General features: G+C 66.5%; 20 protein-coding genes, 1 tRNA gene and 1 pseudogene. 15 read left to right on the top strand and 7 right to left on the bottom strand.

Annotated features, from left to right (window positions below; all coding sequences use genetic code 11):
* Nucleotides 1-179 precede the first annotated feature (179 nt).
* The 8 genes from ACT80S_RS06425 (at nt 180) to ACT80S_RS06460 (ending at nt 9952) form a co-directional block, all read left to right on the top strand.
* Nucleotides 180-2105 (top strand): response regulator, encoded by a 1926-nt coding sequence (locus tag ACT80S_RS06425; RefSeq protein WP_377414101.1) that lies wholly within the window; start codon nt 180-182, stop codon nt 2103-2105.
* A gap of 8 nt (nt 2106-2113) precedes the next feature.
* Nucleotides 2114-4123, top strand: coding sequence for a hybrid sensor histidine kinase/response regulator (locus ACT80S_RS06430; RefSeq protein ID WP_377414103.1), 2010 nt, complete (start codon nt 2114-2116; stop codon nt 4121-4123).
* 29 nt (nt 4124-4152) lie between these two features.
* Nucleotides 4153-4243: transfer RNA gene (locus ACT80S_RS06435), tRNA-Ser, on the top strand.
* A gap of 199 nt (nt 4244-4442) precedes the next feature.
* Complete coding sequence (locus tag ACT80S_RS06440; RefSeq protein WP_377414105.1) at nt 4443-5654, top strand: tyrosine-type recombinase/integrase; 1212 nt, start codon at nt 4443-4445, stop codon at nt 5652-5654.
* 490 nt (nt 5655-6144) lie between these two features.
* Nucleotides 6145-6471 (top strand): hypothetical protein, encoded by a 327-nt coding sequence (locus ACT80S_RS06445; RefSeq protein ID WP_377414107.1) that lies wholly within the window; start codon nt 6145-6147, stop codon nt 6469-6471.
* 43 nt (nt 6472-6514) lie between these two features.
* Entirely contained in the window at nt 6515-7537 is a 1023-nt protein-coding gene (locus ACT80S_RS06450) for a hypothetical protein (protein WP_377414110.1), read from the top strand.
* Nucleotides 7538-7737: 200 nt separating this feature from the next.
* Nucleotides 7738-8973: a VapE domain-containing protein gene (locus tag ACT80S_RS06455; RefSeq protein ID WP_377414111.1), complete on the top strand. Its 1236-nt coding sequence runs from the start codon at nt 7738-7740 to the stop codon at nt 8971-8973.
* Between the two features lie 310 nt (nt 8974-9283).
* A complete protein-coding gene (locus ACT80S_RS06460; protein WP_377414113.1) occupies nt 9284-9952 on the top strand; it encodes a hypothetical protein in 669 nt (222 codons plus the stop codon).
* 11 nt (nt 9953-9963) lie between these two features.
* Here the strand turns inward: ACT80S_RS06460 and ACT80S_RS06465 are convergent, their stop codons facing one another.
* From ACT80S_RS06465 to ACT80S_RS06475, 3 genes are all read right to left on the bottom strand, one after another.
* A complete protein-coding gene (locus ACT80S_RS06465) occupies nt 9964-10299 on the bottom strand; it encodes a hypothetical protein (RefSeq protein ID WP_377414116.1) in 336 nt (111 codons plus the stop codon).
* A gap of 35 nt (nt 10300-10334) precedes the next feature.
* Entirely contained in the window at nt 10335-10499 is a 165-nt protein-coding gene (locus tag ACT80S_RS06470; RefSeq protein WP_377414119.1) for a hypothetical protein, read from the bottom strand.
* Nucleotides 10500-11636: 1137 nt separating this feature from the next.
* The gene (locus ACT80S_RS06475) at nt 11637-11984 is read right to left on the bottom strand and encodes a hypothetical protein (RefSeq protein WP_377414121.1); all 348 of its coding nucleotides are present in this window, start codon (nt 11982-11984) and stop codon (nt 11637-11639) included.
* A 311-nt stretch (nt 11985-12295) separates the two neighbouring features.
* Between ACT80S_RS06475 and ACT80S_RS06480 the strand changes: the two genes are divergently transcribed.
* The 4 genes and pseudogenes from ACT80S_RS06480 (at nt 12296) to ACT80S_RS06495 (ending at nt 15199) form a co-directional block, all read left to right on the top strand.
* A complete protein-coding gene (locus tag ACT80S_RS06480) occupies nt 12296-12541 on the top strand; it encodes a hypothetical protein (protein ID WP_377414123.1) in 246 nt (81 codons plus the stop codon).
* Nucleotides 12531-12788 carry a hypothetical protein gene (locus ACT80S_RS06485; protein ID WP_377414126.1) on the top strand — a complete coding sequence of 86 codons (258 nt, stop codon included), beginning with the start codon at nt 12531-12533 and terminating at the stop codon, nt 12786-12788. The genes ACT80S_RS06480 and ACT80S_RS06485 overlap by 11 nt, the downstream gene beginning before the upstream one ends.
* Before the next feature lie 547 nt (nt 12789-13335).
* Nucleotides 13336-14136: an SDR family NAD(P)-dependent oxidoreductase gene (locus tag ACT80S_RS06490; protein ID WP_377414128.1), complete on the top strand. Its 801-nt coding sequence runs from the start codon at nt 13336-13338 to the stop codon at nt 14134-14136.
* Nucleotides 14137-14173: 37 nt separating this feature from the next.
* A pseudogene (locus tag ACT80S_RS06495) lies at nt 14174-15199 on the top strand (CaiB/BaiF CoA transferase family protein).
* Between the two features lie 376 nt (nt 15200-15575).
* Here the strand turns inward: ACT80S_RS06495 and ACT80S_RS06500 are convergent.
* Complete coding sequence (locus ACT80S_RS06500; protein WP_377414130.1) at nt 15576-15764, bottom strand: hypothetical protein; 189 nt, start codon at nt 15762-15764, stop codon at nt 15576-15578.
* 368 nt (nt 15765-16132) lie between these two features.
* Between ACT80S_RS06500 and ACT80S_RS06505 the strand changes: the two genes are divergently transcribed.
* Together ACT80S_RS06505 and ACT80S_RS06510 are read left to right on the top strand one after the other, a co-directional pair.
* Entirely contained in the window at nt 16133-17743 is a 1611-nt protein-coding gene (locus ACT80S_RS06505; protein WP_377414132.1) for a hypothetical protein, read from the top strand.
* 89 nt (nt 17744-17832) lie between these two features.
* Nucleotides 17833-20100, top strand: coding sequence for an Orn/Lys/Arg family decarboxylase (locus tag ACT80S_RS06510; RefSeq protein ID WP_377414135.1), 2268 nt, complete (start codon nt 17833-17835; stop codon nt 20098-20100).
* A gap of 26 nt (nt 20101-20126) precedes the next feature.
* Here ACT80S_RS06510 and ACT80S_RS06515 read toward each other — a convergent pair whose 3' ends face one another.
* The 3 genes from ACT80S_RS06515 to fabI all read right to left on the bottom strand — a co-directional run bounded on the left by ACT80S_RS06515 (nt 20127) and on the right by fabI (nt 22890).
* Nucleotides 20127-21425 (bottom strand): lipase family protein, encoded by a 1299-nt coding sequence (locus tag ACT80S_RS06515; protein ID WP_377414138.1) that lies wholly within the window; start codon nt 21423-21425, stop codon nt 20127-20129.
* 6 nt (nt 21426-21431) lie between these two features.
* The gene (locus tag ACT80S_RS06520) at nt 21432-21974 is read right to left on the bottom strand and encodes a CesT family type III secretion system chaperone (protein WP_377414545.1); all 543 of its coding nucleotides are present in this window, start codon (nt 21972-21974) and stop codon (nt 21432-21434) included.
* A 121-nt stretch (nt 21975-22095) separates the two neighbouring features.
* Nucleotides 22096-22890, bottom strand: a complete 795-nt coding sequence (fabI, locus tag ACT80S_RS06525; RefSeq protein WP_377414141.1) for an enoyl-ACP reductase FabI — start codon at nt 22888-22890, stop codon at nt 22096-22098.
* A 36-nt stretch (nt 22891-22926) separates the two neighbouring features.
* On the opposite strand from fabI, the gene ACT80S_RS06530 reads away from it, so the two are divergent.
* Nucleotides 22927-24735 (top strand): extracellular solute-binding protein, encoded by a 1809-nt coding sequence (locus ACT80S_RS06530; RefSeq protein WP_377414144.1) that lies wholly within the window; start codon nt 22927-22929, stop codon nt 24733-24735.
* The last annotated feature ends 2 nt before the right edge of the window (nt 24736-24737 follow it).

Below are 24737 nucleotides of genomic sequence, written 5' to 3' on the forward strand. Positions count from 1 at the left end.
GCCGCCTGGCGGCTTTTTCTTTTCTGCTGAGTCTGTTACCCGACGCACCGCATGTCGGGCGGGCTTGCGTGATGGCGTAGGCACCTGCCTACAGCCCGCACGGGGACTCGGTTTGCGGCCCATCCGGGTAACCGGGGCGTTTGTGGCTCGACGGGCAGGCCGCTACGCTGCGTCGCGTCATGGAACTCCTGGCCCGCCCCCATGCCCCCCCGCGCCCGAGCGACGCCGCGCTGCACCGCCTGCTCGCCGCGCTGCAGCGGTTGGCCGAAGGCGACACCGCGGTGCGGCTGCCCGCCGAGGGGCCGGGCCTGATGGGCGAGCTGGCCGCGGCCTTCAACGCAGTCGCCGCGCTGCGCGCACGGCCGCAGCCGGCCCACGCCGCGCTGCAGAACAAGGCCCGCCTGCTGGCGCACCGCAATGAGGAGGTCGAGCGCAAGAACCGCGAGGTCGAACTGGCGCGCCAGTCGCTCGAGGACAAGGCCCAGCAGCTCGCCCTGGCCTCCAAGTACAAGAGCGAGTTCCTGGCCAACATGTCGCACGAACTGCGCACGCCGCTGAACTCGCTGCTGATCCTGTCCGACCAGCTGTCGAAGAACCCCGAGGGCAACCTGAACCTGCGGCAGGTGGAGTTCGCCCGCACCATCCACGCCTCGGGGCAGGACCTGCTGATGCTGATCAACGACATCCTGGACCTGTCCAAGATCGAGTCGGGCACCGTCGCGGTCGACATCGGGCCGCTGCGGCTGGCGGACCTGGAGCGCTTTGTCGAGCGCACGTTCCGCCACGTCGCCGAGGCCCGGCAGCTGGAGTTCACCGTCGACAGCAGCCTGCGCCCGTCGGCGACGATGCGCACCGATGCCAAGCGCCTGCAGCAGATCCTGAAGAACCTGCTGTCCAACGCGTTCAAGTTCACGCACCAGGGGCGGGTGCGGCTGTCCATCGTCCACGCGCGCGGCGGCTGGAGCGCGGAGCATCCCGGCCTGCGCCAGGCGCGGCGGGTGGTGGCGTTCTCGGTCTCGGACACCGGCATCGGCATCGGCGCCGACAAGCAGCAGATCATCTTCGAGGCCTTCCAGCAGGCCGACGGCTCCACCAGCCGCACCTACGGCGGCACGGGCCTGGGCCTGGCGATCAGCCGCGAGCTGTCGCGGCTGCTCGGGGGCGAGATCCGGCTGGACAGCGCGGTCGGTCGGGGCAGCACCTTCACGCTGTTCCTGCCGCTGGATGCCCCGGGCCGGCGGAGCGGCCGGCGGGCCGGCCCGCCCCCGCCCGAAGCGCGCGTGGCCGCGGCGCGGCGCAAGCGCTCCGCCGCGCCTGCGGGGCCGCGGCCGGTGCGTGATCCGGCCACAGCCCTCGGGACGCCGCCGGCCGCGCGACGGCGCAGCGGCCGGCCGTTGCTGCTGGCCGCGGATGCGGATGCGGACCGGTTGGCCGATGCCCTCGAGGCGGCGCGGCGCGCCGGCTGGACCTTGCTGGCGGCCCGCGGTGGCGCGGAGGCGCTGGGCCTGGCGGCCGATGCCCGGCCGTCCGCGGTGGTGCTGGGGCCGGCCCTGTCGGACATGCCGGGCGCCCGCCTGCTGCGCCGCCTGCGGCTGGACCCGGCCTTCGCCGACCTGCCGGCCTGCGTGCTGCCGCCGGCCCAGTGGCAGCCGGCGCGTCTCGAGGGCGCGCTGCGCGCGCTGGCCGGCCGCCTCGGGCCGCCGCGCCCGCCGGCGGCCGCGGCCTCGCTGCGCGGCCTGAGGGCCCTGGTCGTCGACGACGACATGCGCAACATCTTCGCGCTGGCCACCGTGCTCGAGGAGCACGGCATGGAGATCGTCTGGGCGGACAACGGCCGGGACGCGATCCAGCGCGTCGCCACCGGTCTCCGCCTCGACGTCGCCCTGCTGGACGTGATGATGCCGGCCCTCGACGGCCTGGCCACGCTGCGCGAGATCCGGCGCCTGCCGCAAGGCCGCGAGCTGCCGGTGGTGGCGGTCACCGCCAAGGCCATGAAGGGCGACCGCGAAAAATGCATCGCCGCCGGCGCCTGGGATTACCTGTCCAAGCCGGTCGACACGCAGGCGCTCCTGGCCGTCCTGCGCGCCTGGCTGCCACCCGCCTGAGGCTTGCCATGCAACCCGCGACAGCGCCGCAACCCGTGAGCATCCTCATCGTGGACGACCAGCCGGACAAGCACCTCGTCCTGCGCAGCATCCTCGCCGACCTGGGCGAGCGCATCGTCTCCGCACGCTCGGGCTGCGAGGCGTTGGCGCGGGTGCTGGACGACGAGTTCGCCGTGATCCTGCTGGACGTCAACATGCCCGACATCGACGGCCTCGAGACCGCGCGCCTGATCCGCGGCCACCGGCGCTCGGCGCAGACGCCGATCGTCTTCATTTCCGCCTATGTCGACGACCTGCAGGCGCGGCGCGGCTACGCGCTGGGCGCGGTCGACTGTATCTCCTCGCCGGTCGTACCCGAGGTGCTGCGTTCCAAGGTCCGGGTCTTCGTGGACCTGTTCCGGCTGAACCGGCAGCTCCAGCTACGGGCCGAGGAGCGAGAGGCCCTGGCCCGGGCCGAGGCCGCGCGCGCCGCGGCCGAGGCGGCGGTGGACCGCGCCGACTACCTGGCCCAGGCCAGCGAGGTCCTGGCCCGCTCGCTCGACCTGGCGCAGACGCGCGACGCGCTGCTACGGCTGGCGGTGCCGCGGCTGGGCGAGCGTGCCCAGTTGATCGAGTCCGATGCCGCCTCGCGCCTGGGCGGCCCCCTTTGCGCGCTGGCGGGGCGCGCGCTCGCCTCGGGCGAGGCCCTGGCCCATGAGGAAGAGGGGCAAGCCTGCGCCGTCATCCCGCTGCGGCCGGGGGAACCGTCGGCCGGGGCCCTGCTGGTGCACGGGCCGGCTGGCTGCTTCGACGCGGCCCGCCTGGCGCTGGCGCGCGAACTGGCCAGCCGCGCCGGCATGGCCATGGAGAACGCGCGCCTGTACGCCGAAGTGCGCACCGCGGACCGGCGCAAGAACGAGTTCCTCGCCATGCTGGCGCACGAGCTGCGCAACCCGCTGGCCCCGATCCGCAACGCCGTCCACATCCTGCAGGGCGCCGACGTCGCACCGCCCACCCTGGCCTGGGCGCGCGACGTGATCAGCCGCCAGGCCGAGCACATGGCGCGGCTGATCGACGACCTGCTCGATGTCTCGCGGATCGTGCAGGGCAAGGTGGTCGTCAAGCCCGAGTCGCTGGCCCTGGCGGCGGTCGTCGAGCGCGCGGTCGAGGCGACGGCGCCGCGGCTCGCCGCGCGCGGGCAATCGCTGCGCCTGGCCCTGCCGCCGGCGCCGGTGGTGGTGGAAGGGGACATGGTGCGGCTCGCGCAGGTGCTGTCCAACCTCGTGACCAACGCCAGCAAGTTCTCGCCGCCCGGGTCGGTGATCGACCTGTGCGCCGCGATGGAGGCCGACGGCCTGGTGCTGCGCGTGCGGGACCAGGGCTGCGGCATCGAGCCTGCCTTCCTGCCCCATGTCTTCGAGCTGTTCGTGCAGGGGGACCCGTCGCTGGACCGCTCGCAGGGCGGCCTCGGGATCGGGCTCACGCTGGTGCGGCACCTCGTCGAACTGCATGGCGGGCGGGTCGAGGCCTGCAGCGAGGGGCCGGGCCGGGGGGCGGAGTTCGTCGTGCGGCTGCCCGCGCGGGCAGGCGAAGACCTCGGTGCGGCCGGCGGGGCAGGGCGCCCGCCGGTGCGGCGCGACGGCGGCCGCGCGCGGGGCCGGCGCGTCCTCGTGGTCGACGACCTGCCCGCATCGGCCGAGACGCTGACGCTGCTGCTGGAGATGGAGGGCTTCGAGGTGCGCGTGGCCCACGAGGGTCCGGCGGCGCTGGCGCTCGCATGCGAGTTCAGGCCCGACGTGGTGCTGCTGGACATCGGCCTGCCCGGCATGAACGGGTTCGAGGTGGCGGGGCACCTGCGCGCCCAGGAGGCCACGCGCGACGCGGTGCTGGTCGCCCTCACCGGCTACGGCGAGGCGGAGAGCCGCACGCGCTCGGCCCAGGCCGGCTTCGACCGGCACCTGGTCAAGCCCGCGGATGTCGATGAACTGCTTGCGATGCTGTCCGATCCGCGTTTATGTTCGCGAGGCGCGGAAGCGTGACGGAACCCTGCTACAATCACGGTCTTCCCGGAGAGGTGGATGAGCGGTTTAAGTCGCACGCCTGGAAAGCGTGTGTGGGTTAATAGCCCACCGCGGGTTCGAATCCCGCCCTCTCCGCCAGTTTTCAGTCCGCAACGGACTGCATAGCACCGCAGCACTGGCATTTTTCCCCGGTTTCCCTCTGTAGCTTGGAGTCTTGGCGTCTCCATGGGTCCGCATGTACCCTGTTGAAGCCTGTGTATCCTGCGGGTAACCGTGTGGGTAATAAGCGGGTTACCCGCAGCAGCCCGCGCCGTTACCCACATTTGAGGGGAAAACGATGCTGAGTGATACCAAGGTGCGGAAGGCCGAGCCCGCTGAAAAAAAGTACCGGCTGGCGGACGAACGAGGGCTGCATCTGCTGGTGCGGCCCAACGGTTCCAAGCTATGGCAGTTGCGATACAGGCACGAGGGCAAAGAGCGGACAGCCTCGTTGGGCCAGTACCCCGATGTGAGCCTCAAGGAAGCGCGCGTCAGGCGCGACGATGCCCGCCGAACCCTAGCAACAGGCGTCGATCCAGTGCAAGCCAAGCACACGGCGCGAGCCATCAGGCAGGCCGAGACAATCAACACCTTTGAAGCAGTCGCCCGTGAGTGGTGGGGCGTGTGGAAGTCCTCTCGCAGTGACAGCCACGTCCAATACGTGATCCGGCGCCTGGAACAGAACGTCTTCCCAGCGATCGGGGCGCGGCCTGTTGCCCAAGTCGAAGCGCCTGAACTTGTCGCCATGGCGAAAGCCGTCGAGGCCCGGGGCGCGCTAGACATCGCAAAGCGGTGCCTCCAGATGTGCAATCAGGTGTTCCGGTACGCCATCGCACACGGCAAGGCAAACCGCAATCCAGCGACGGACATCAGGCCGTCTGACATCCTCCCGGCCAGGGCGAAGCAGAACTACGCGCGAGTTGATGCCCGCGAACTGCCGATGCTCCTGCGCAAGATCGACGCCTACCAGGGGCACACGGTTACCCGGCTGGCAATCAAGCTGATGGCGCTGACGTTCGTTCGCACGGGCGAGCTGATCGGGGCGCGCTGGGCAGAGTTCGACCTTGAGGCCGGACGCTGGGATGTGCCGGCTGAGCGCATGAAGATGCGGACCCCGCACATCGTGCCGTTGTCGCCGCAGGCTATCGACGTGTTGCGAACCCTCCAGACCGTGACAGGAGGCCGAGAGTTGCTGTTCCCGGGGGAGCGAGACCACGGCAAGCCCATGAGCAACAACACGATCCTCGCAGCGCTGGAGCGCATGGGCTACAAGGGGCAGATGACCGGCCATGGCTTCCGGGGGCTCGCGTCCACGATCCTGCATGAACATGAGTTCGATCACGCTCACATCGAGCTGCAACTGGCCCACAGCGAGCGCAACGCCGTGAGTGCGGCCTACAACCACGCCCTGTACCTGCCGCAGCGGGCCGAGATGATGGCGTGGTGGGGCAATTACTTGGAGTCTGTCGCCCGCGGGAATGTGCTGCCGCTGCGGAGGCTTGCGGCGTGAGTGGAGTGGACAAGTTCAGGGGCCGCCATGCGGACCTCAACAGGGAACTTCAAACGCTAGATGGAGTGGTGCGCTAATATCCACACCAGTTCGCAGGAAACTGCGACCGCCAACTAGGAACTCCGTCACACGGATAAGCCCTAGCCACCCCAGGAGGGGAGCCTTCCCAAGACAAGCCACTGGCACTTGACGAACGGTAGCGAAGCCAACAGCCGCGCACAGTCTGTGAGCGGCCTCTTTGGGTTCCTCCAATGCTCAAGATCGACCAAGGCATTCAGTCAGACGCCCTCATTGACGCAAACGTCGCCGCCAGGATGTGCGGCATGGGGCGTAGCTACTTCTACGACCTCCAAAGTCGCGGGCAACTGCCAGCACCAGTAATCCGCTCGGCTCGCTTTACGCGCTGGCGACTCTCGGACGTTCAGGCGTGGGTCCGAGACCCTCAAGGCTGGATAGAGGCGAACACCCCCACCACTGCCGGAATCGAGGCATGAATCTCGATGCACTCCAGGCACGTCTCGCTGAAAAGCGCATCGCGCTAGAAAAGTCCGACGCGGCGATCAACGCCCTCACGGATTTGATTGTGGCCGCGGCGAACGGAGAGGCCACAAATGAACACGGGGTGCGCCTGAGCATCACCGAAGCTGTGAAGGGCGCGGAGGCGCTGAGACAGGTGCACGCCATCCTGAGCAACGAGGTGGCGGACCTTGAACGACGCATCGCGAGCGAGAAGCGGCGCATCGCCTACGAGTCATCGCCAAGCGCGAAACGGCTTGCGGCCCTCATTACCCCTAGTACAGCCCTCAAGGCTCCCTGAAAACAAAAAGCCCCGCCAACAGGGGCGGGGCAAAGGACGTTACATGCTGGATTTTACTGACGAAGTGCCGGGGATCGAATTCCTGCACATTGTCCGGGGCGAAGACTCCGGCGATCTAAAGGGCTGCGCCGTGCAGCCGGGCCCTGATGGCCAACTTACCCGCCACTTCTGGCCGGAAGATGGGGAGGCAACAAACCCGCTCATTCAACGGGTCACGCAGGGCCAGCACGGGGGCTACTTCACCCCCGCCACATTCCACCCGCACCCGAACGGCAAACGCCAGCGACTGCGCGGGTTGGTTCACTCCCTGCGTTGCATATGGGCTGATCTTGAAGGCCCCAACAAAGCGAATGGGCATGCCAGCGAGGATCACACCAAGGCGGCACTGGGGGCGTTCGCCAAGTCCACTGGCCTGATCCCCACGATAGTGCTGCTCACAGGCTCAGGCGGGGCGCATGCGTATCACGTCTTTGATCGGGACCTGGACCGCCAAAGCTGGCAGGGGCGCGCGGACGCCTTTGTTTGGACCGCAGAGCGCAACGCCCTGAATATCGACGCGCCGATCACAACCGACGCCGCGCGCATCATGCGAATGCCGGGCTCCATCCACCAGAAAACCGGCGAGACGGTCAAGGCTTACCGCACGGGCCCGATCTACCCGCTGGAGGAGCTGGACGGCTTACTTGGCTACGAGCCGGGCAAGAGCACGCCGGGCAGTGGCACCCGCAGTCGAGTTGCCCGCGCCGCAGAGCCGCCCCGGCATAGGGCTTACTCGATGCTGGAGGTCATCAAGCACTGCGCCGCTTTACGCGTGGCAATTGCAAATCGCGGAGCCGATACCCCCTATCAACCGTGGTTGCTGGCGTTGCAAATGGCTCGCCTGTCCGTTGAAGGTGAAGGGTTGGGCCACGCCATTAGCCAAGGGCACCCCGACTACGACCAGGGCGAGGTAGACCGCAAGATGGACAGCTTCACGGGTGGGCCGCCGAGTTGCGAGGCATGGCACCGTGCCTGGGGTGAGCGATCTCCTTGCCCCGACTGTCTGTACGGGGGGATTGCACGATGAGTGTCAGCCCCTTCAATTACAGAAAGGCCCCACACATGCTTGGCGCGGTCGCATCGGGGACTGCACCAGGGGCCGCACCTCCACCGGCCGAGCAACCCTCGGAGGTCGTACTCAATCCCTTGCGGGTGATCCCTGCTCCGGGTGGCCGGGTTGCTCCAATTGCCCGTGCGGTTCTTGAAGCGCACCTGCCGGATTGGCAAATGCGAGACGGCCAGAAGATCAAGCCGCTGACAACCTCGCCCAACCTCGCGGCGCTGATGGCCCTAGAAGGCTGGAGAGCGACCTACAACGAGATGCCGCATCGCACCGAGTTGTTCAAGAACGGTCTGATTTCGCCCCGAGATGACGACCCCAACACCGCGCTAACCCTGCTTGGTGACGCGGCGGTTCGAAACGGATTGAACCGCGAGAACGTGCCCGAACTGGTCGATGCTCTGGCAAGGCAGGCTCCGTATCACCCCGTCCGGGACTGGATCACGGCAGTGCCGTGGGACGGAGTTGACCGCCGGGCGCTGTTCGCCGCCACGCTAGAACTGGAAGACCCGGAAACCGCAACGCTGGCGCACCGCCTTCTGCATAAATGGATGCTTCAAGGAGTCGGCGCGCTGATGGAGCCGGAGGGCGTCACGGCGGCGGGGATGCTGGTCATCGCGGGTACGCAACACGTGGGGAAGACTTGGTGGGTGCGACACCTCGTGCCGTTGCCGGGGGCTGTGGCGGAGGGCGTGACCATCGACCCATCGGACAAGGATTCCATCCTCCGCGCCACGGGTGCATTCGTCACCGAGGTGGGAGAGCTTGATGGGACCATGCGCAAGGCCGACATCGCCCAGTTCAAGGGCTTCCTGACCAATAACATCGACGAGGTGAGACTGCCGTATGCGCGGCGCGCGTCCTTCTTCAAGCGGCGCACGGTCTTCGTGGGCACGGTGAACGGATCGGGCTTCCTGGTCGATGAAACGGGCAACCGTCGATTCTGGGTCATCGCGGTGGTCCGCTGTCTCACCCTGGCCCCGGAGGTTATGCAACAGGTCTGGGCGCAGTACCTCCACCTGTATCAGCGCGGGGAGCGGTGGAACTTGGAGCCGGACCTGTTGACCGCAATCAACGCGGCCAACCGCCAGCATGAAACCGTGGACCCATTGACTGAGCGCATCGCGGCGAAATTCAACTGGGAATCGGTTGACCTATCAACACTCACCTCGGAGAACCGCACGAGCCACCCGGGGCTACTGTGGATGACGGCGACCCGAATCTGTGAGGCAGTCGGCATTCCGAACCCGAAGAAATCGGAAGCGACAAGGACCGCGCATATCGTCAAAAGTCAGTGGGCGGCACAGGGTCACCTTCTGCGAAATCCGGGCGAGGTGGCACTGCTGGACCGTCGCGCTAACGGTCTGCGGCTGCTGGCAGTCCCCAAAAAGATGGCTTACTGATTGGCAAAGGGGCACCTTCAGTGCCGCGCCAGGGCCACCTTCTGAGTGGGGTGGCACTGTGCCCCGAATCATGATTTTCAGAGGGGATTGGAGCGAAATATGCCGGTTGCAGGGTCACGTAGTTATCAACTATCAAAAACATGGGAAAAATAAAAATAGGAAAGGTTAGGAAAACACGGCACTGGTGGCACTGCGGCACTGTTAGGTGCCTAACACCCACGCGATGCCGCCGCCCAGTTGCCGCATAGCGCGACGGCGCGCGGACAACCACAACCCCGCTTTTCCAACCTCACCTGACAGGCACCCAGCCATGATCCACCCCATCCCCGCCGAGTACGACAAGAGCGCCCGCGCCAAACGCACAGACGACGAATATGCCGCCCACCTGCGAGAAGTCCCCGACGACCCCCTGCGCAGAATCGACCTGTACCGCGACTGGCGCCGCGAGCGATACACGGAGACCGGCATGGAGCCCGCCGGGTCCGACGCGATGTACCACTTCAACGACGTCGGTCGCGCGCTAAGTTCCGCCGCATGGTGCCTATGTGGCAGGGAGCCCGGCTACGCGACCCGCGAGCGCCCTCGCACTGCACTGCGGCACGTGGCGAAAACCTTCGGCTGGCGGTACTGCCGTGGATTACAGGCGCTGTATGACGGCCTCGTAGAGGCCGGAGTCTCGGCGGCAGAACGAAACCGCATCCGTCAGCACTGCAACGAGTTCGAAGCGGATTTCCGGCCGCGGCTCGAAGCGGCCTACCTTGTCAATGGCCGGGGCCAAGCCCCGGCCGTAGCCGGCGAAGTGCTGACGTTGTTTGTTGACCACATGGGAGAGCTGTGCAACTGGATCACGTTGACGAATTGGCCCAGCGTGGTGCTGGAGTTCGAACGAGACCTACAACAGGCGGCGGCGTATTTGCGCGACGTGCCGATCCAGTACGACACGCGCCGGAAGCCGCGTAAGAAGCGCTGGCAATTCTGAGCCTCGCGCGGCTAGTCTGGTTCTTTCCGATCCTCGGGGGAAGTCGGATTGGCCGCGTCTTGCGATAGCGTGAAAGGAATCAAGTCCTCTGCGCGATCCGCCCAAACTTTGACCTTGGCCCCCGGCAGCAGTTGAGCCCGATGCGCCTCGGCCGCCTTGCTTCGCTGCTCCATTACCCGCTTGCGCTGCTCGCTTTGCTGCTTGGGTGTCATCTGCGTCTTTCGTGAATGCCGCCGGTCGCAGGGGATCGGATCGGTGGGCATCAGCTTGAACCAGTCCTTTGGGCACTCGTACTCGAACTTGCAGTTCGTGACCGTGGCTGCGCCGATGGTTGGCGGGTTATTCATGGATGTGTTCGCTTCAAACGGCCGGATCGGTGCCTCTACTGCGCGGGCTTCGATAGGACGAACGGAACCAGATCCTCCTTTTTGTCCGCCCACACCCGAGGTTTGGCCTTGGACGGGCCCTTGGCCGCCAGCGCCTGGATTCGCGCCTCGATCCGCTTGCGAAACTTCTCTTTGAGCCGATCCTGCTTGGTCTGCTGCATAGGATTACTTTAAAAATGTAATCACATTGATTCGACGGTCTATTACCCGCCTAGGCTGCTCGCGCACAGAAGACTTCGCCCTGAGGCTTCAGTAGTCTGCAAGCTCTGAAAACGAGCCGGCATATACGCCGGCTCTGATGGTAAATCCGCTTCAGCAGTTTAGAAACAGCCGCATTGCTGCTTGCCGCTAGGTGTCGGCCAGCACTGGTAGCGCGTCCCGGGCGGGCAAGCAGCCAGAGCAGCGGAAATGGAGGAGACGATCAGAACGCAGGCAATAACAAGCTTCTTCATCTTGAACCCTTTCGAGGACGCGAGGACGATGTTTGAGTTAGACAGTCCCAATTGACTGTCGCTTGTCAGTTTGACGATTAAATTTGGCTGGGTCAACCCAAACAGGAGCAGGACGAAGGGGCGATATGCAGCACCCTGCAGATCGCCTCGGCCCAGAAGGTTTACACCGCCTATCCGGCCCCACGTCTGATGCCTCCAGTGCCTATTCGTGTCGCTCCACGGAACAGGAAATCCTCAGTCAGGTCCCGCTAATCATAAAAGCTCTAAAGTCATCCAGCGGCCAATCAAAACAGTCGACTCGCGATTTCACATCGGATCTCACCGCTGGTGTATGAGTGTCTCCATCCCGCTTGATCGGGGTTCTTGGTTGACAAGACGCCTCGCGTTTGCAGGACGCCAGTAAGGCGATTTAGAGTAAAACTAGACATCCAACTGATCAACTCACTGTCGCCCCGACATTGCCAGTAAACCGAGTCGTCCGAGACCGAGATTAGCGCGGCCTCATCACTCATGCACGCACCAAGATAGCCCTGCATTCGCACCTTACGGTCTTGCAAATCAAGCTTCAAGCTGCTTCCCTCAATGTTGGTTGTCTCTTTCTCCCTGCCGTCGAATTTCGAGGGAAGAGCGCCGCGACAGACTAGATTGACCGATCCCGAAGACTGCGCATTCGCCAAGTTTGCACTGCCCATCAGGCTCGCAGCGACGCCAATAATTGACAATGAACTAAAAATCCTCATATGCATGCTAACCTTAACATTTAGAGGGTCAAGCTTCGAAACTCAGTCGGCCACTTGATTCGCTCGTGTCTCTAAAGCGATTCATCGCTGCTCCGCGTGCTCCGACTCAGTGCAGATCCTTCTTGTCCGGCGGAAAATTAAGATCGCCGAGACCCTCGATGAATGCTTTTGCCTTTGCGCTCATCGGTGGCAGCCCCATCCTGATCCGCTGATTTTGGAAAGTCTTAACAGGGGGCTGCTCTATGGCCACACACGCGCCAGCGCCCGCAAGTTGTTGGAGTTGCTGATCGGTTTTGCACAGCGTCACGTTTTTTGCGCATGCCTCGCAATACCTCACGTCCTGAGTGGCTGTTAGCGTCAGCTTGTGCCAGTCTCTGGGGCACTCGAATACCAACTCGCAATTTGCAATAGCAACGGTACCTTTTTTGGGGTTTGAGTTCACGATGCCATTCAATTTGACATGTATCGTACTTGACTGGCCGATCGACGCAAGCCCCCAACTTTGGTTCCGCGCAAAGAGCCGGTCGTGAAGGTACGGGGGAGGGTCTCGGTCGTGGTCCCCACCCCCCGGGGTCGCAAGGCACGCGCAGTGCCAAACACATAGGGCACGTCGCATCGGGTCCACACCTTGCGGACATCGCGCCCGAGGTGAACAGCGCGGCGAACGAAAAAGCACATTCAGGCCATCTTAAAGCCAATATTTTCATTGACAAACTATGATTGATGAACTACATTTAAATCACAATCAACTGTGAGCCAAAACCAATGAGCCACATCAACACGGCAAGCCTGATACGCGACATCAGCAACGACGACCTTTGCGAGTTGGCGACGGAGAGCCAGGGCAACACGGCGCAAACCGTGGACGCCCTGATTGAAGGCGTACTGGCCCGCTGCGGCCATGCCCTGGATGACGCCGCGCACGCGGCTCTGATCGCCATACAGCGACTGCACGTGCCCCAGCTTCAGGATGCTTTTGACGAGCTGGAGGCGTTGCGCCATGCCGCGTGAACAAACTCACGTGTTCAAGCCTCCAGCGGAGGAGGTATGCGCCGATCTAACGCGGCGGGCCAAGGTGGCATGGTTCGCCAGCGAGGCGGACGCCGGGCACCCGGACGACACCAGCGGCTACGTCACGTTCAAGGGACTGGGCTACGTGGTGTTGCGCCACGCGGGGATGGCGCTGGCCGTGTATCGGGTCAGGAGCGACAACCTGATGCTGCGCCGGATGAAGCGGCCCCCCAAGGGGCTGGCGTGACAATCGAGAGTGCCAAGCGACGAGGGCCTGTGGGTAACAGTGCGGGTAACGCGGTGTGCATGTATGGGCGAGATCGAGCATTCATGCGGGTTTCAAGGCATGATGGGAATGACGCCCTCCCGCCAGGTCACAAGCAAAGACGCCCCTTCCGGGGCGTTTTTCATTAGTCACCCCTCATCGTACCCATCAACCTTCATCTGGTTGGTGCGTCGTTCCACTGGGCTGATTGAGGGGTCTCTGGCACCCCAAAAATTCCAGATTGCCAGCAGCATGCCGTCGTTTGGCAATGATCAGAGCCTGTGTCGGACCGAGTTCTGACATCAGCCCTGAGAGGAGCCCGTAAAGTCGCTTCCCAGCAATCACTCGGCAGCTCCATTCAAGCAGGTCGGGGCGCCCTTTAACCGTCCATCCGGACGCGCTTTTTTCTCTGGCCCAGTCGCGCAAGTAACAGACCTTCCAGGCGGTCCGAATCACACTCGCATGCGTTGATGCCCTCAACGTCTCCAGCGAGCTTCACGAGGACCCAGCTATGAATAGGGATGCTTCAATGCAATACCCGCGCGGTTTTGACCTGAGGGGGCGCGCCTGCCTTGTGACAGGTGGCGGCCAAGGCATCGGCGCGGAGATATGCCAATCTTTGGCGCGTGCCGGGGCCGCGGTGCTGGTGACCGATCTCAACCCGAAGAGTGCTCAGCGTATCGCTGAGACACTTGGCGATGAGGGGTTCATGGCGCATTGCGCCGCCCTGGATGTCACCCGTGAGGACGACTGGCAGCGCGTGATCGACCTGGCCCGTGCGCAATGGGGCGGCCTCGATGTGCTGGTCAACAACGCGGGCGTGTTCATGGTCAAGCCTTTGGCGGAAACCTCCCTGGAAGATTTGCGTCGGGTCAACGGACCGAACATCGAGGGCGTGTTTCTTGGGACGCGCGCGGCCTTGCCCCTGCTGGCCGATCCTGTCCGGCGCAGTCGCAGCACCGCATCCATCATCAACATGTCTTCCGTGGCGGGTTTGCGTGGCGCGGCGGGGGCATCGGTCTATTGCTTGTCCAAAGGTGCGGTACACCTGTTCAGCAAAGCCTGCGCCCTGGAATTGGCGCCCCAGCGCATCCGCGTCAATTCGGTTCATCCTGGCATTGTCGAGACCGACATGGGGCAGGCCGCCATCCGCCTTCGCGGCGGAGGCAACATCGTAGAAGGGCACCGGATAGCCAGGCAGGCCTATCCCCTGGGTCGGGTGGGCCAGCCTGAAGACGTTGCATCTGCGGTGCTCTACCTCGCCAGTGAGGCCTCCTCCTTTGTGACGGGCAGCGAACTGGTTGTTGACGGTGGCGTTACTGCGCGCTGAGGGTCACCCGCAGTCGCAAGCGCCCATGGAACGAGTCATGCCTGACGATACGAATGAACCTCGCCACAAGCCTGGCCGCACCTCAGGCTCCTTGCATGGATTGACTGTCCTAGACATGACCTCCATCGTCATGGGCCCATCTTGCATGCAGGCCCTGGGTGACATGGGGGCCAATGTGATCAAGGTCGAATCTCCCTAGGGCGACACGCTGCGCAGCGCGGGGCCGTCGCGGCATCCGGGAATGGGGGCCCTGTTTCTCAACAGCAATCGAAGCAAGCGAAGCATCGCCCTGGACCTGAAGAAGGAGCGCGGACGCCAGGCATTGCTCCGCCTGGCTGAAGGTGCGGACATCCTGGTCTAACACATCCGTCCTCAAGCCATGATCCGGCTGGGCCTGGGCTGGGAGGCCGTGCATGCGGTCAATCCCCGGTTGATCTATGCGGGTGTCTTCGGTTGCGGCCAGGATGGTGCGTATGCGGCCCTGCCGGCCTACGATGACCTGATTCAGGGCGTCAGTGGCCTGGCGGCGCTTTTCCACCGCAGCACGGGTGAGGCGCCGCGCTATGTGCCCAACGCGATCGCGGACCGTGTCACGGGTTTGAGCGCCGTGGGCGTGATGCTGGCCGCGGTGATCGAACGCCAGAGCAGCGGCTTGGGCCAGCGCATCGACATCCCCATGTTCGAGACCCTGGTGTCCTTTGTCCTCGCCGACCACATGGGCGGGCTGACCTTTGAGCCGCTGCTGGACCGGGGCGGGCACGCCCGTCAATTGTCAGCGTTTCGCAGGCCCTACCGCACGCGGGATGGGTACATCAGCGCCCTGGTCTACAGTGACCGTCAGTGGCAGGGCTTTTTCCAGATCATGGGGCGGGAAAAAGATTTCTTTGAAGACCCGCGCTTGCGTGACGTCTCCACGCGGCTGACCCACATTGACGAGCTGTACGCCGAGGTCGAGGAAGTCTTGGCGAAGCAGGACACGCAGCACTGGCTGGATGTCGTTCGCTCCTCCATGAGAAGTTCATGGTTACCGCCGCCCCGCTTCCTTTGTTGTCCGGCCGGTTGACTGTAGATCGCGAGCAGTTCTTCGACGCGCTGCGCCGTGAGCCTGCCAGGCCGAAACCAGCATGCGGCGTCATCAGGTCGACCGTGAAGCTCACGTATGACGCCGACCAGTAGCCGACACCAATCAGCGGCATCACGGCCTTGTTTCGTGTGTCGCCTCGTCGTTGGTGGGCGGCCGGTGCTGGCGCCGCCGTGATGGCGGCAGCGCCCGCCAGCGCCTGTTCCTGGCTTCTGGCAGGGCTGCCCCGTGGAGCGGGCATAGGCGCCGCAGCGTGGGATGGCCTCCGGGGCACGCGCCTTGCAGCCTTCATCATTCGACTGCTGTTCATCAGTCCTGCTCCATGGGGCAATTGGCGAGAAAGGGGAACCGCTCGAGGCTAGTGGCTGGAACGGCGCGCAACCATCGTCTCGACTTCGGCGAGGGCCCAGGTCAGGGCCTCCTGCGCGGTCGGTTCGACGCCCACCTCGGCGGTGACCTCGTCGGCTTGCGCGAGTAACGACTCCAGCAGCTTCTGGACTTCCCTCAGGGCGTTGACGGCCTCATTGCAGTCGCAGTTCGTTGTCATTGCGTAGGCTCCAGGACAATTCCTCGTGGGTCCAGGAAGACACCCTATCGGCATCGTGGCTTCCTGGGCGCCACAGGCGCCGGAAGGCACGCCGCACCGCAGTACCGGGGGAGCGCCGCGCCCCATCAGGTTTCCGGGATCCCTGCCTCGTTCGCCAGGATGCCCGGCGGCGCCCAGCGGGGGGCCGCCCTTTGCCTGCTCGCTGCCTCGCCCGTGGCTGGCGTGCGCCGAGGCACTGCCGCTTCCACACGGGCCGCCTGCCCACGCGGCCGCTTCGTTCCTGCTGGGACGCCGCCGGTCCCTTGGCTGGCGACCGACGCGACGCCGCTGCTGACACTGGCCGCTTTGCGTCAGCGGGTGCCCGCACGATGGATCGATCCTCGCCCCCTTCCCATTCCAAGCCCGGGGCACTCCCGGTCACGCCCCCGGGCGCCGCGCATCAGCGCCAGGAGATCCGGTCCAGCCGGGTCGGCGCCTCGTCGGCCCGCCTGCACGGCCGCCTCGTGGGCAACGCCTTGCAAGCCGCGGAGCTGAAGTCACCCGCGCGGGCCGCGGTCGACCCGCCGCCCGAGACTGGCGCACCGCTGCCGCAGCGTCACCGGCGCGTCCTGTTCCCTCAGGAAGACGGCGCCGGGCCCGCCGCGGCCTTGCCCCCGAAGCTGGCCGACGGCGTCCTGGACCTGGGCGTCGGCGGCGTGATCGAACCCCGCACCTTCGCTGTCGTCGTCGCCAACGCACTCGATGCGTACCGGGCGCTGCCGCCGGCCCCGGCGCTGAAGGCCCTGGCCGACGGGCTCGTCGTGCGCTCCGGCCGGCTTCCTGCGCCGGTCCTCGCCGCCCTGGGCGAGGTGCTGGCCGGCGCCCTGGCCGCGGCCGGCGTGCCCCGCGACGCCGCGATGCAGGCGCTGGTGCAGGACCTGCTGGCCCCCGTCGCCCAGCGGGGTGATGCCCTCGACGCGGCCGCCCTGGCCCTCGGCCTGCGGCGGGCCGACCCGCCGCAGCGGCGCCGGGACGCCGGCCCCGGCCCCGCGCTGCTGCGGCTGAAGGACCCGCTGCGGGCCTGGGTCGACGGCGCCCGCCGCGACCAGGGCGAGGAACTGCACGCCATGCTCGTGTGCGCGCTGGAACTCGGCGGCCCGGCGCCCGATGCGCCGGTGCCCGGGCGGGCAGCGGCGGGCGGCCCGCATACCCGCCGGGTGCTGGCCTCCGGGCCCGACACCCTGGGGCGGCTGCTCGCGCGCGATCCCGTCCAGCTGCTGCAGGTCGAGGGCATGGGCAGCCTTCGGAAGCTCTCGCTCGCGGCCAGCGCCCTGCGCCTCATGGCCGCAGACAACCCGGCCCGCCTGCAGGCGCCTTATGCCCGCCTCGCCCGTGAAGGACCGCAGGATGCCGAGTGGCTCGGGTTCCTGGTGCTGCTGCGGCAGGGGCGTGAGTCGGCGGGGGTGGGCGTCTGGTCGGCGGCCCACCTGAAGCGGGACACGCAGGACACCCTTCTGCGGATGACCCTCACGCAGGCCGCCCCCCTCTGGGCCGACCAGGTCGAGCGCATCGCCGAGGAGGCGGACGAGCGCCTGGAGCAGGAGGATCGCGGCCTGCGGGCGGCCTGGGCGTCGAGTGTGGAAGTCGAGACCAAGGGGGGCGCGGCGGCCGACCCCGCCGTGAAGGCGGCCCTGGAGCGTTCGACGGCCCGGGTGGGGGCCTGGCGCAGGCAGCAGGAGGCCCAGGCCGAGGAGAGGGCGGTGGCCGAGGTCGTCGGCTTCCTCGCCGGCTTCCAGGAGGGGGCCTGGCTGGCCATCCCGGGCCGCAAGCCCTCGCAGGAGCAGCGCAGTTTCGTCGAGGGGCGCGAGCGCGCCCTGCGGGAGTTCTCCGCGCTGGCCTGGTCCGGCAACTCGGTGGCGCTGCGCAAGGCGGCACTCCTGGCCGACGCGGTGGCCGCCAGGCTCGCGGACGCGCTTTCGGGTGCCGCGGCACGGCGCTGACGCTTCCGTCGCGGGACCGTCACGCGATTTGCATACACTTCGCGTTTCGTCCCGACTTTTTCGCTGCGCCAGCGCCCGAAGGCCCGCCCATGAAATTCCGCTTTCCCATCGTCATCATCGACGAAGACTACCGCTCCGAGAACACCTCGGGCCTGGGCATCCGCGCCTTGGCGCAGGCCATCGAGGCCGAGGGCTTCGAGGTGCTAGGCGTCACCAGCTACGGTGACCTGGCCCAGTTCGCGCAGCAGCAAAGCCGCGCCAGCGCGTTCATCCTGTCGATCGACGACGAGGAGTTCACGCCCGGCCCCGACCTCGACCCTGCGGTGCTGAACCTGCGCAGCTTCATCGAGGAAGTGCGCCGCAAGAACAGCGACGTGCCGATCTACATCTACGGCGAGACCAAGACCAGCCGGCACCTGCCCAACGACATCCTGCGGGAGCTTCACGGCTTCATCCACATGTTCGAGGACACGCCGGAGTTCGTGGCCAAGCACATCATCCGCGAGGCCAAGAGCTACCTGGAGAGCGTGCAGCCGCCGTTCTTCAAGGCGCTGCTCGATTACGCCGAGGACGGCTCCTACTCCTGGCACTGCCCCGGCCACTCCGGCGGCGTGGCCTTCCTCAAGAGCCCGATCGGCCAGATGTTCCACCAGTTCTTCGGCGAGAACATGCTGCGCGCCGACGTGTGCAACGCGGTGGACGAACTGGGCCAGCTGCTGGACCACACCGGCCCCGTGGCGGCCAGCGAGCGCAATGCCGCGCGCATCTTCAACGCCGACCACTGCTTCTTCGTCACCAACGGCACCTCCACCTCGAACAAGATGGTGTGGCACCACACGGTGGCCCCGGGCGACGTGGTGGTGGTGGACCGCAACTGCCACAAGTCGATCCTGCACTCGATCATCATGACCGGGGCCATCCCCGTGTTCATGCGCCCCACGCGCAACCACTTCGGCATCATCGGCCCGATCCCGCAAAGCGAGTTCGAGCCGGCCGCCATCAAGGCCAAGATCGCCGCCAACCCGCTGCTGCAGGGGGTGGACCCCGAGTCGGTCAAGCCGCGCGTGATGACGCTGACCCAGTCCACCTACGACGGCGTGCTTTACAACACCGAGACCATCAAGGGCATGCTCGATGGCTACGTGGACACGCTGCACTTCGACGAGGCCTGGCTGCCGCACGCCGCCTTCCACCCCTTCTACGGCCCGTACCACGCCATGGGCAAGAAGCGGGCGCGCCCGCGCGAGTCGCTGACCTTCGCCACCCAGTCCACCCACAAGCTGCTGGCGGGCATCTCGCAGGCCAGCCACGTGCTGGTGCAGGACTCGCAGAACCGCAAACTGGACCGGCACCTGTTCAACGAGGCGTACCTGATGCACACCTCGACCAGCCCGCAGTACGCCATCATCGCCAGCTGCGACGTGGCCGCGGCCATGATGGAGCCGCCCGGCGGCACCGCGCTGGTGGAGGAGAGCATCCTGGAGGCGCTGGACTTCCGCCGCGCCATGCGCAAGGTCGACGAGGAATACGGCGACGACTGGTGGTTCAAGGTCTGGGGGCCGGACCACCTGGCCGAGGACGGTATCGGCCGCGCGGACGACTGGATCATCCAGGGCGAGGAACGCGACGCCAAATGGCACGGCTTCGGCAGCCTGGCCGACGGCTTCAACATGCTGGACCCGATCAAGTCCACCATCGTCACGCCCGGCCTCGACCTGAACGGCAAGTTCGCCAAGACCGGCATCCCGGCATCCATCGTGACCCGCTTCCTCGCGGAGCACGGCATCATCGTGGAGAAGACCGGCCTCTACAGCTTCTTCATCATGTTCACCATCGGCATCACCAAGGGCCGCTGGAACACGATGCTCACGGCGCTGCAGCAGTTCAAGGACGACTACGCGCGCAACCAGCCGATGTGGCGGATCATGCCGGAGTTCTGCCAGCAGCACCCGCGCTACGAGCGCATGGGCCTGGCCGACCTGTGCCAGCACGTGCACGAGATGTACGCCAAGTACGACGTGGCGCGCCTGACGACCGAGATCTACACCTCGCCGCTGACCCCGGCGATGAAGCCCAGCGATGCCTTCGCCTACATCGCCCACCGCAAGACCGAGCGGGTGGCGATCGACGACCTGGAGGGCCGCATCACCACCTCGCTGATCACCCCGTACCCGCCCGGCATCCCGCTGCTGATTCCGGGCGAGGTGTTCAACAAGAAGATCGTCGACTACCTCAAGTTCTCGCGCGAGTTCAACGCCCAGTGCCCGGGCTTCGAGACCGACATCCACGGACTGGTGGAGGAGGTGGGGGAGGACGGCAAGCCGGCGTACTTCGCGGACTGCGTGAAGGCCGACTGAACCTTCGCGCCCGGACCTGGCGGGCCTCAGATCTCGTGAATGCGCAGGCAGGTTTCGATCTCGTTGTGGGGATCGAAGCCGCGCACGAGGCCCGGAATGCGTTCCATGCGGATATTCGTCCTGCGCAGCAGGTCGGCCTCGATGTTGGCGGGTGTCGGGCACGGCACCAGAAAGCGCTTGCCGATGGCGCCCGCGCAGTTCGCCCGCTGCCCGGTGAACAGCCGGCTCAGGACATTGAGGAGGACATAGGCCCGGGCCGCGCGGTTGTCCGCGACCCAGTCCGTCTGTACGACCACCTCGGTCACGCGCGCCTCGGCGCGGGCCATGCCTTCGCGGCCGACTCGGGCCCGAGCCAGCAGGCCCAGGCGCAGCGGCGCGATCACCGTCGCATCGACGTCGTTGCGCAGGGCGGCATAAGTCGCCATCGCACCGCCCATGCAGTGGCCCGCCAGCTTCAGGGTGTACGCGGGCTGAGCAGGTTGCGCGCTCGCCAGCTGCCGGTTCACCGATTCGAGGTGCTGCTTCAGCAAGCGGGTCATCAGGGCCGCCTGATCGAAGCTCTTGGGGGGCGTCAGCCCGAGGACGTTCAGGACGGCCCGCACGCCTGAGCCGACCCGATTGCGCTGGTTGCCCGCACCCCCGAACGTGACCGTCACTTCCCGCTGCGGGTTGACCGTCACCAGGGCAGTGAAGCCGGTCTTGGGATCGTGGAGGGTGTTCGGGAAGTGATGCTGGACCTGTCCAGGCACCGGCAAGGGCTCGCGGCCCAGGGCCGCCGTGGCCCGTTCGCTGGCGGCGACCAGCGGACCCAGCCCGGCGTTCAACAGAGAGGAATTCATCAGGGCCGGGGGCAGGAGGGCGGGACTCTCGCGGACACCCAGGCCTGGCATCGGCACCCGGTGCAGGAAGGCATCGGCGCTGGCCGCGACCTCCTCGGGCGTCGACGGCCGGGGTCGCACGGGAAAGGCCTGCGGTCGGTAGACGTGTTCTGCGAGGCGCATGACGGCGATCATCTCCTGGCACCGCCCCGGTGGAAGTTCGGGATGCAATCGGCCGGTCTCCGCGCAGCGCAACTTCGCCAGGGACGTCGGGGGATGTCGTTCGGAGGCAGGCGCATCATGCGGGCGGACGTCACCGGGCGGTGTCAGGGGTACCGCCGGGGCAGTGCCGCCGCGAAGGCGGGAAAGGGCGGCCCCGATATCCGCGATCGAGGCTCCCAGTTGCTGCGTGAAGTACTTGAGGCCGTGCCCGATCGCGAGGTCGGGGCGTGGCGCCAGCGCGGTGAACCAGTTCGAGGCGAGGGAGTGGTCGATGGTGTCGGCCATGGGGAGTCAAGGGCCAAGCCAGGGGGACGGGGCGCTGCCTGGGTGTTCCTCGCGGGCCGCCAGTTCCGCGCCCCCCGCGAACCAGCGGTCATGAGCCGCCAGCCGACGTTCCAGCTCGTCGAGCTCGTCGCCGTCGAACTCCGCCACGCACTCGGCCAGCCGGGCCGCGAGTGAACTCGCGGCATCGCAGAAGCCAGCCACGGCCCGCAGGGCCAATTCGTCACTGCACCCCTCGATCGGGCGGCGCCAGGAATAGACGAGGGTGCGCGTGCCCAGATCCAGGCCGATCGCACCGCCGTGGGTCTCTTGCTGGTGCAGGTTGAAGGCAAGGGCCGTCACCATTCGCACCACGTCCCGGGGGCCCTCCAGGACGGCGAGGGCAGCGTAGAGGACGAGGTCTTCGCCATCCGGAGAGCGTGAGACCGCGACAGCCACGCCATCGTGCGCCTGCAGGTGGAGCACGCCATCCTCCGTGACCGAGGCTCCTGTGCCGAAGCCTTCGTTCAGAAGCTGAGCGATCCGCGCGGGCCCGGGGCCTGATCCTGCCATCACGGAAAAATAGTACGGAGGAATTCAATTTTCAAACCGCGCGCCACCGGTGCCGGGCCAGGCTCCGCGGATGGACGAAAAAAAGCCCGCCGATGGCGGGCTCTTCAGGGGAAGGCCGCGATCAACCCTCGGCCGGCTCCGCGATCCCGCCCACCACCTGGCTGAAGCCGCCATCGACATAGGTGATCTCGGCGGTCACGCCGCCGGCCAGGTCGGACAGCAGGAAGGCGGCGACGTTGCCGACGTCCTCGATGGTCACGTTGCGGCGGATCGGGGAAGTCTCGGCGACCACGCTCAGGATCTTGCCGAAGCCCTTGATGCCGGAGGCGGCCAGGGTCTTGATCGGGCCGGCGCTGATGCCGTTGACGCGCATGCCCTTGGGGCCCAGCGACTCGGCCAGGTAACGCACCGAGGCCTCGAGCGAGGCCTTGGCCAGGCCCATGGTGTTGTAGTTGGGGACGGTGCGGATCGCGCCCAGGTAGCTCAGGGTCAGCAGGGCCGACTTGTCATTGAGGAAGGGCAGGGCGGCCTTGGCCATCGCGGGGAAGCTGTAGGCGCTGATGTCGTGGGCGATCTTGAAGCCCTCGCGGGACAGGCCGTCCAGGAAGTCGCCGGCGATGGCCTCGCGCGGGGCGTAGCCGATGGCGTGCACGAAGCCGTCGAACTTGGGCCACACCGCCGACAGGTCGGTGAACAGCTTCTCGATCTGGGCGTCGTCGCCCACGTCGCAGTCGAAGACCAGCTTGGAGCCGAACTCGGCGGCGAACTCGGTGATGCGGTCCTTGAATCGCTCGCCCACGTAGCTGAAGGCCAGCTCGGCCCCCTGCGCATGGCAGGCCTTGGCAATGCCGTAGGCGATGGAACGGTTCGACAGAACCCCGGTGATCAACAACTTTTTTCCTGAGAGGAATCCCATGGTCGCTCGCTTGTGAAAAATCGGCAGAATTGTCGCATGCGAGGTTTGCCGTGGTTCTTTGCCTTCCTGTGCCTGCTCCTGACCGCCGCGCCCGCCCGGGCGGGGCATGCGTACGCGCAGTTCGGTGACATCAAGTACCCGCCGGGCTTCACCCACTTCGACTACGTGAACCCGGCCGCCCCCAAGGGCGGCGAGATCCGCATGGTGCCGCCGACGCGGCCCACCGCCTTCGACAAGTTCAACCCCTTCACCCTGCGCGGCACCGCGCCGCACGCGCTGGCCTCGCTGGTCTTCGAGTCCCTGCTGACCGGCACGTTCGACGAGCCCACCACCGCCTACGGGCTGCTCGCCGAGGATGTCTCGGTGCCGGCGGGCGGGCTGTCCGCCACCTTCCGCCTCCACCCCAAGGCCCGCTTCCATGACGGCAAGCCGGTGCTCGCCGCCGACGTGGTGCACTCGTACAAGACCCTGGTCGGGCCTCTGGCCGCGCCCCAGTACCGCGTGCTGTTCGCCGAGGTGCGCGATGCCGTGGCCGTGGACGAGCGCACCGTGCGCTTCGACTTCGCCGTGCCCAACCCCGAGCTGCCCCTGGTGGTGGGCAGCATGCCCGTCTTCAGCCGCGACTGGGGCCGCGGCAAGCCCTTCGACCAGGTGGTGACCGACGCGCCCCTGGGCTCCGGCCCCTACCGCCTGGCCAGCCTGCGCTTCGGGCGCGACGTGACCTACGTGCGCGACCCGACCTACTGGGGCGCCGGGCTGCCGGTGCGCCAGGGCCTGTTCAACTTCGACCGCATCACCTTCAAGACCTACCTCGACGAGACCTCCCGCTTCGAGGGCCTGAAGGCCGGCGAGTTCGACTTCATGCGCGAGTTCATCTCGCGCAACTGGGCCCGCCAGTACAAGGGCCGGGTGTTCGACTCGGGCGAGGTGGCCAAGCGCGCCTTCGAGAACCGCAACCCCGGCGACTTCCAGGGCTACGTCTTCAACCTGCGCAAGCCCAAGTTCCAGGACATCCGGGTGCGCCAGGCGATCGCCCTGGCGTTCGACTTCGAGTGGATGAACCGGCAGCTGTTCTACGGGCTGTACAAGCGGGTCGACGGGTACTTCCCCAACTCCGAGTTCCAGGCCCAGGGCCTGCCCGGCCCGGACGAACTCGCGCTGCTCGAGCCGCTGAAGGACCGGCTTCGCCCCGAGGTCTTCGGGCCGGTGCCCAAGTCGCCCGGCACGGCGCCGCCGGGCAGCCTGCGCGAGAACCTGCGCCAGGCCCAGGCCCTGCTGGCCCAGGCCGGCTGGACCTACCGCGACGGCGCCCTGCGCAACGCCCAGGGCGAGGCCTTCACCATCGAGTTCCTGAGCGACCAGCCCTCGCTGGTGCGGGTCGTCACCCCGTTCCAGAAGGCGCTGGAGAAGCTCGGCATCCAGCTCACGTTCCGGCAGGTCGACTTCTCCCTGGCCAAGCAGAAGATGGACCAGTTCGACTTCGAGCTCACGTCCTCGCGCGTCCCGGGCAGCACCGCCCCGGGCGGCGAGCTGATCGAGCGGCTGGGGTCGCAGGCGGCCCGCACGCCCGGCTCCAGCAACTACTGGGGCATCGCCGACCCCGCGGTCGACGCGCTGCTGCAGAAGGTGGTGCAGGCCCGCACCCGCCCCGAGCTGCGCGCCGCCCTGCGCGCCCTCGACCGGGTGCTGACCCACGCCCACTACTCGGTGCCGCACTACTACGGCAGCAACTTCCTGATCGGGTACCGGCCGGGCCGCTTCCAGCTGCCGGCCACCATCCCGCCGTACTACGACGCCCACAACTGGGCCATGTCCACCTGGTGGGCCTCGCCCTCGAACCGCTAAGC

Source organism: Ramlibacter sp. MAHUQ-53 (genome assembly GCF_052600055.1).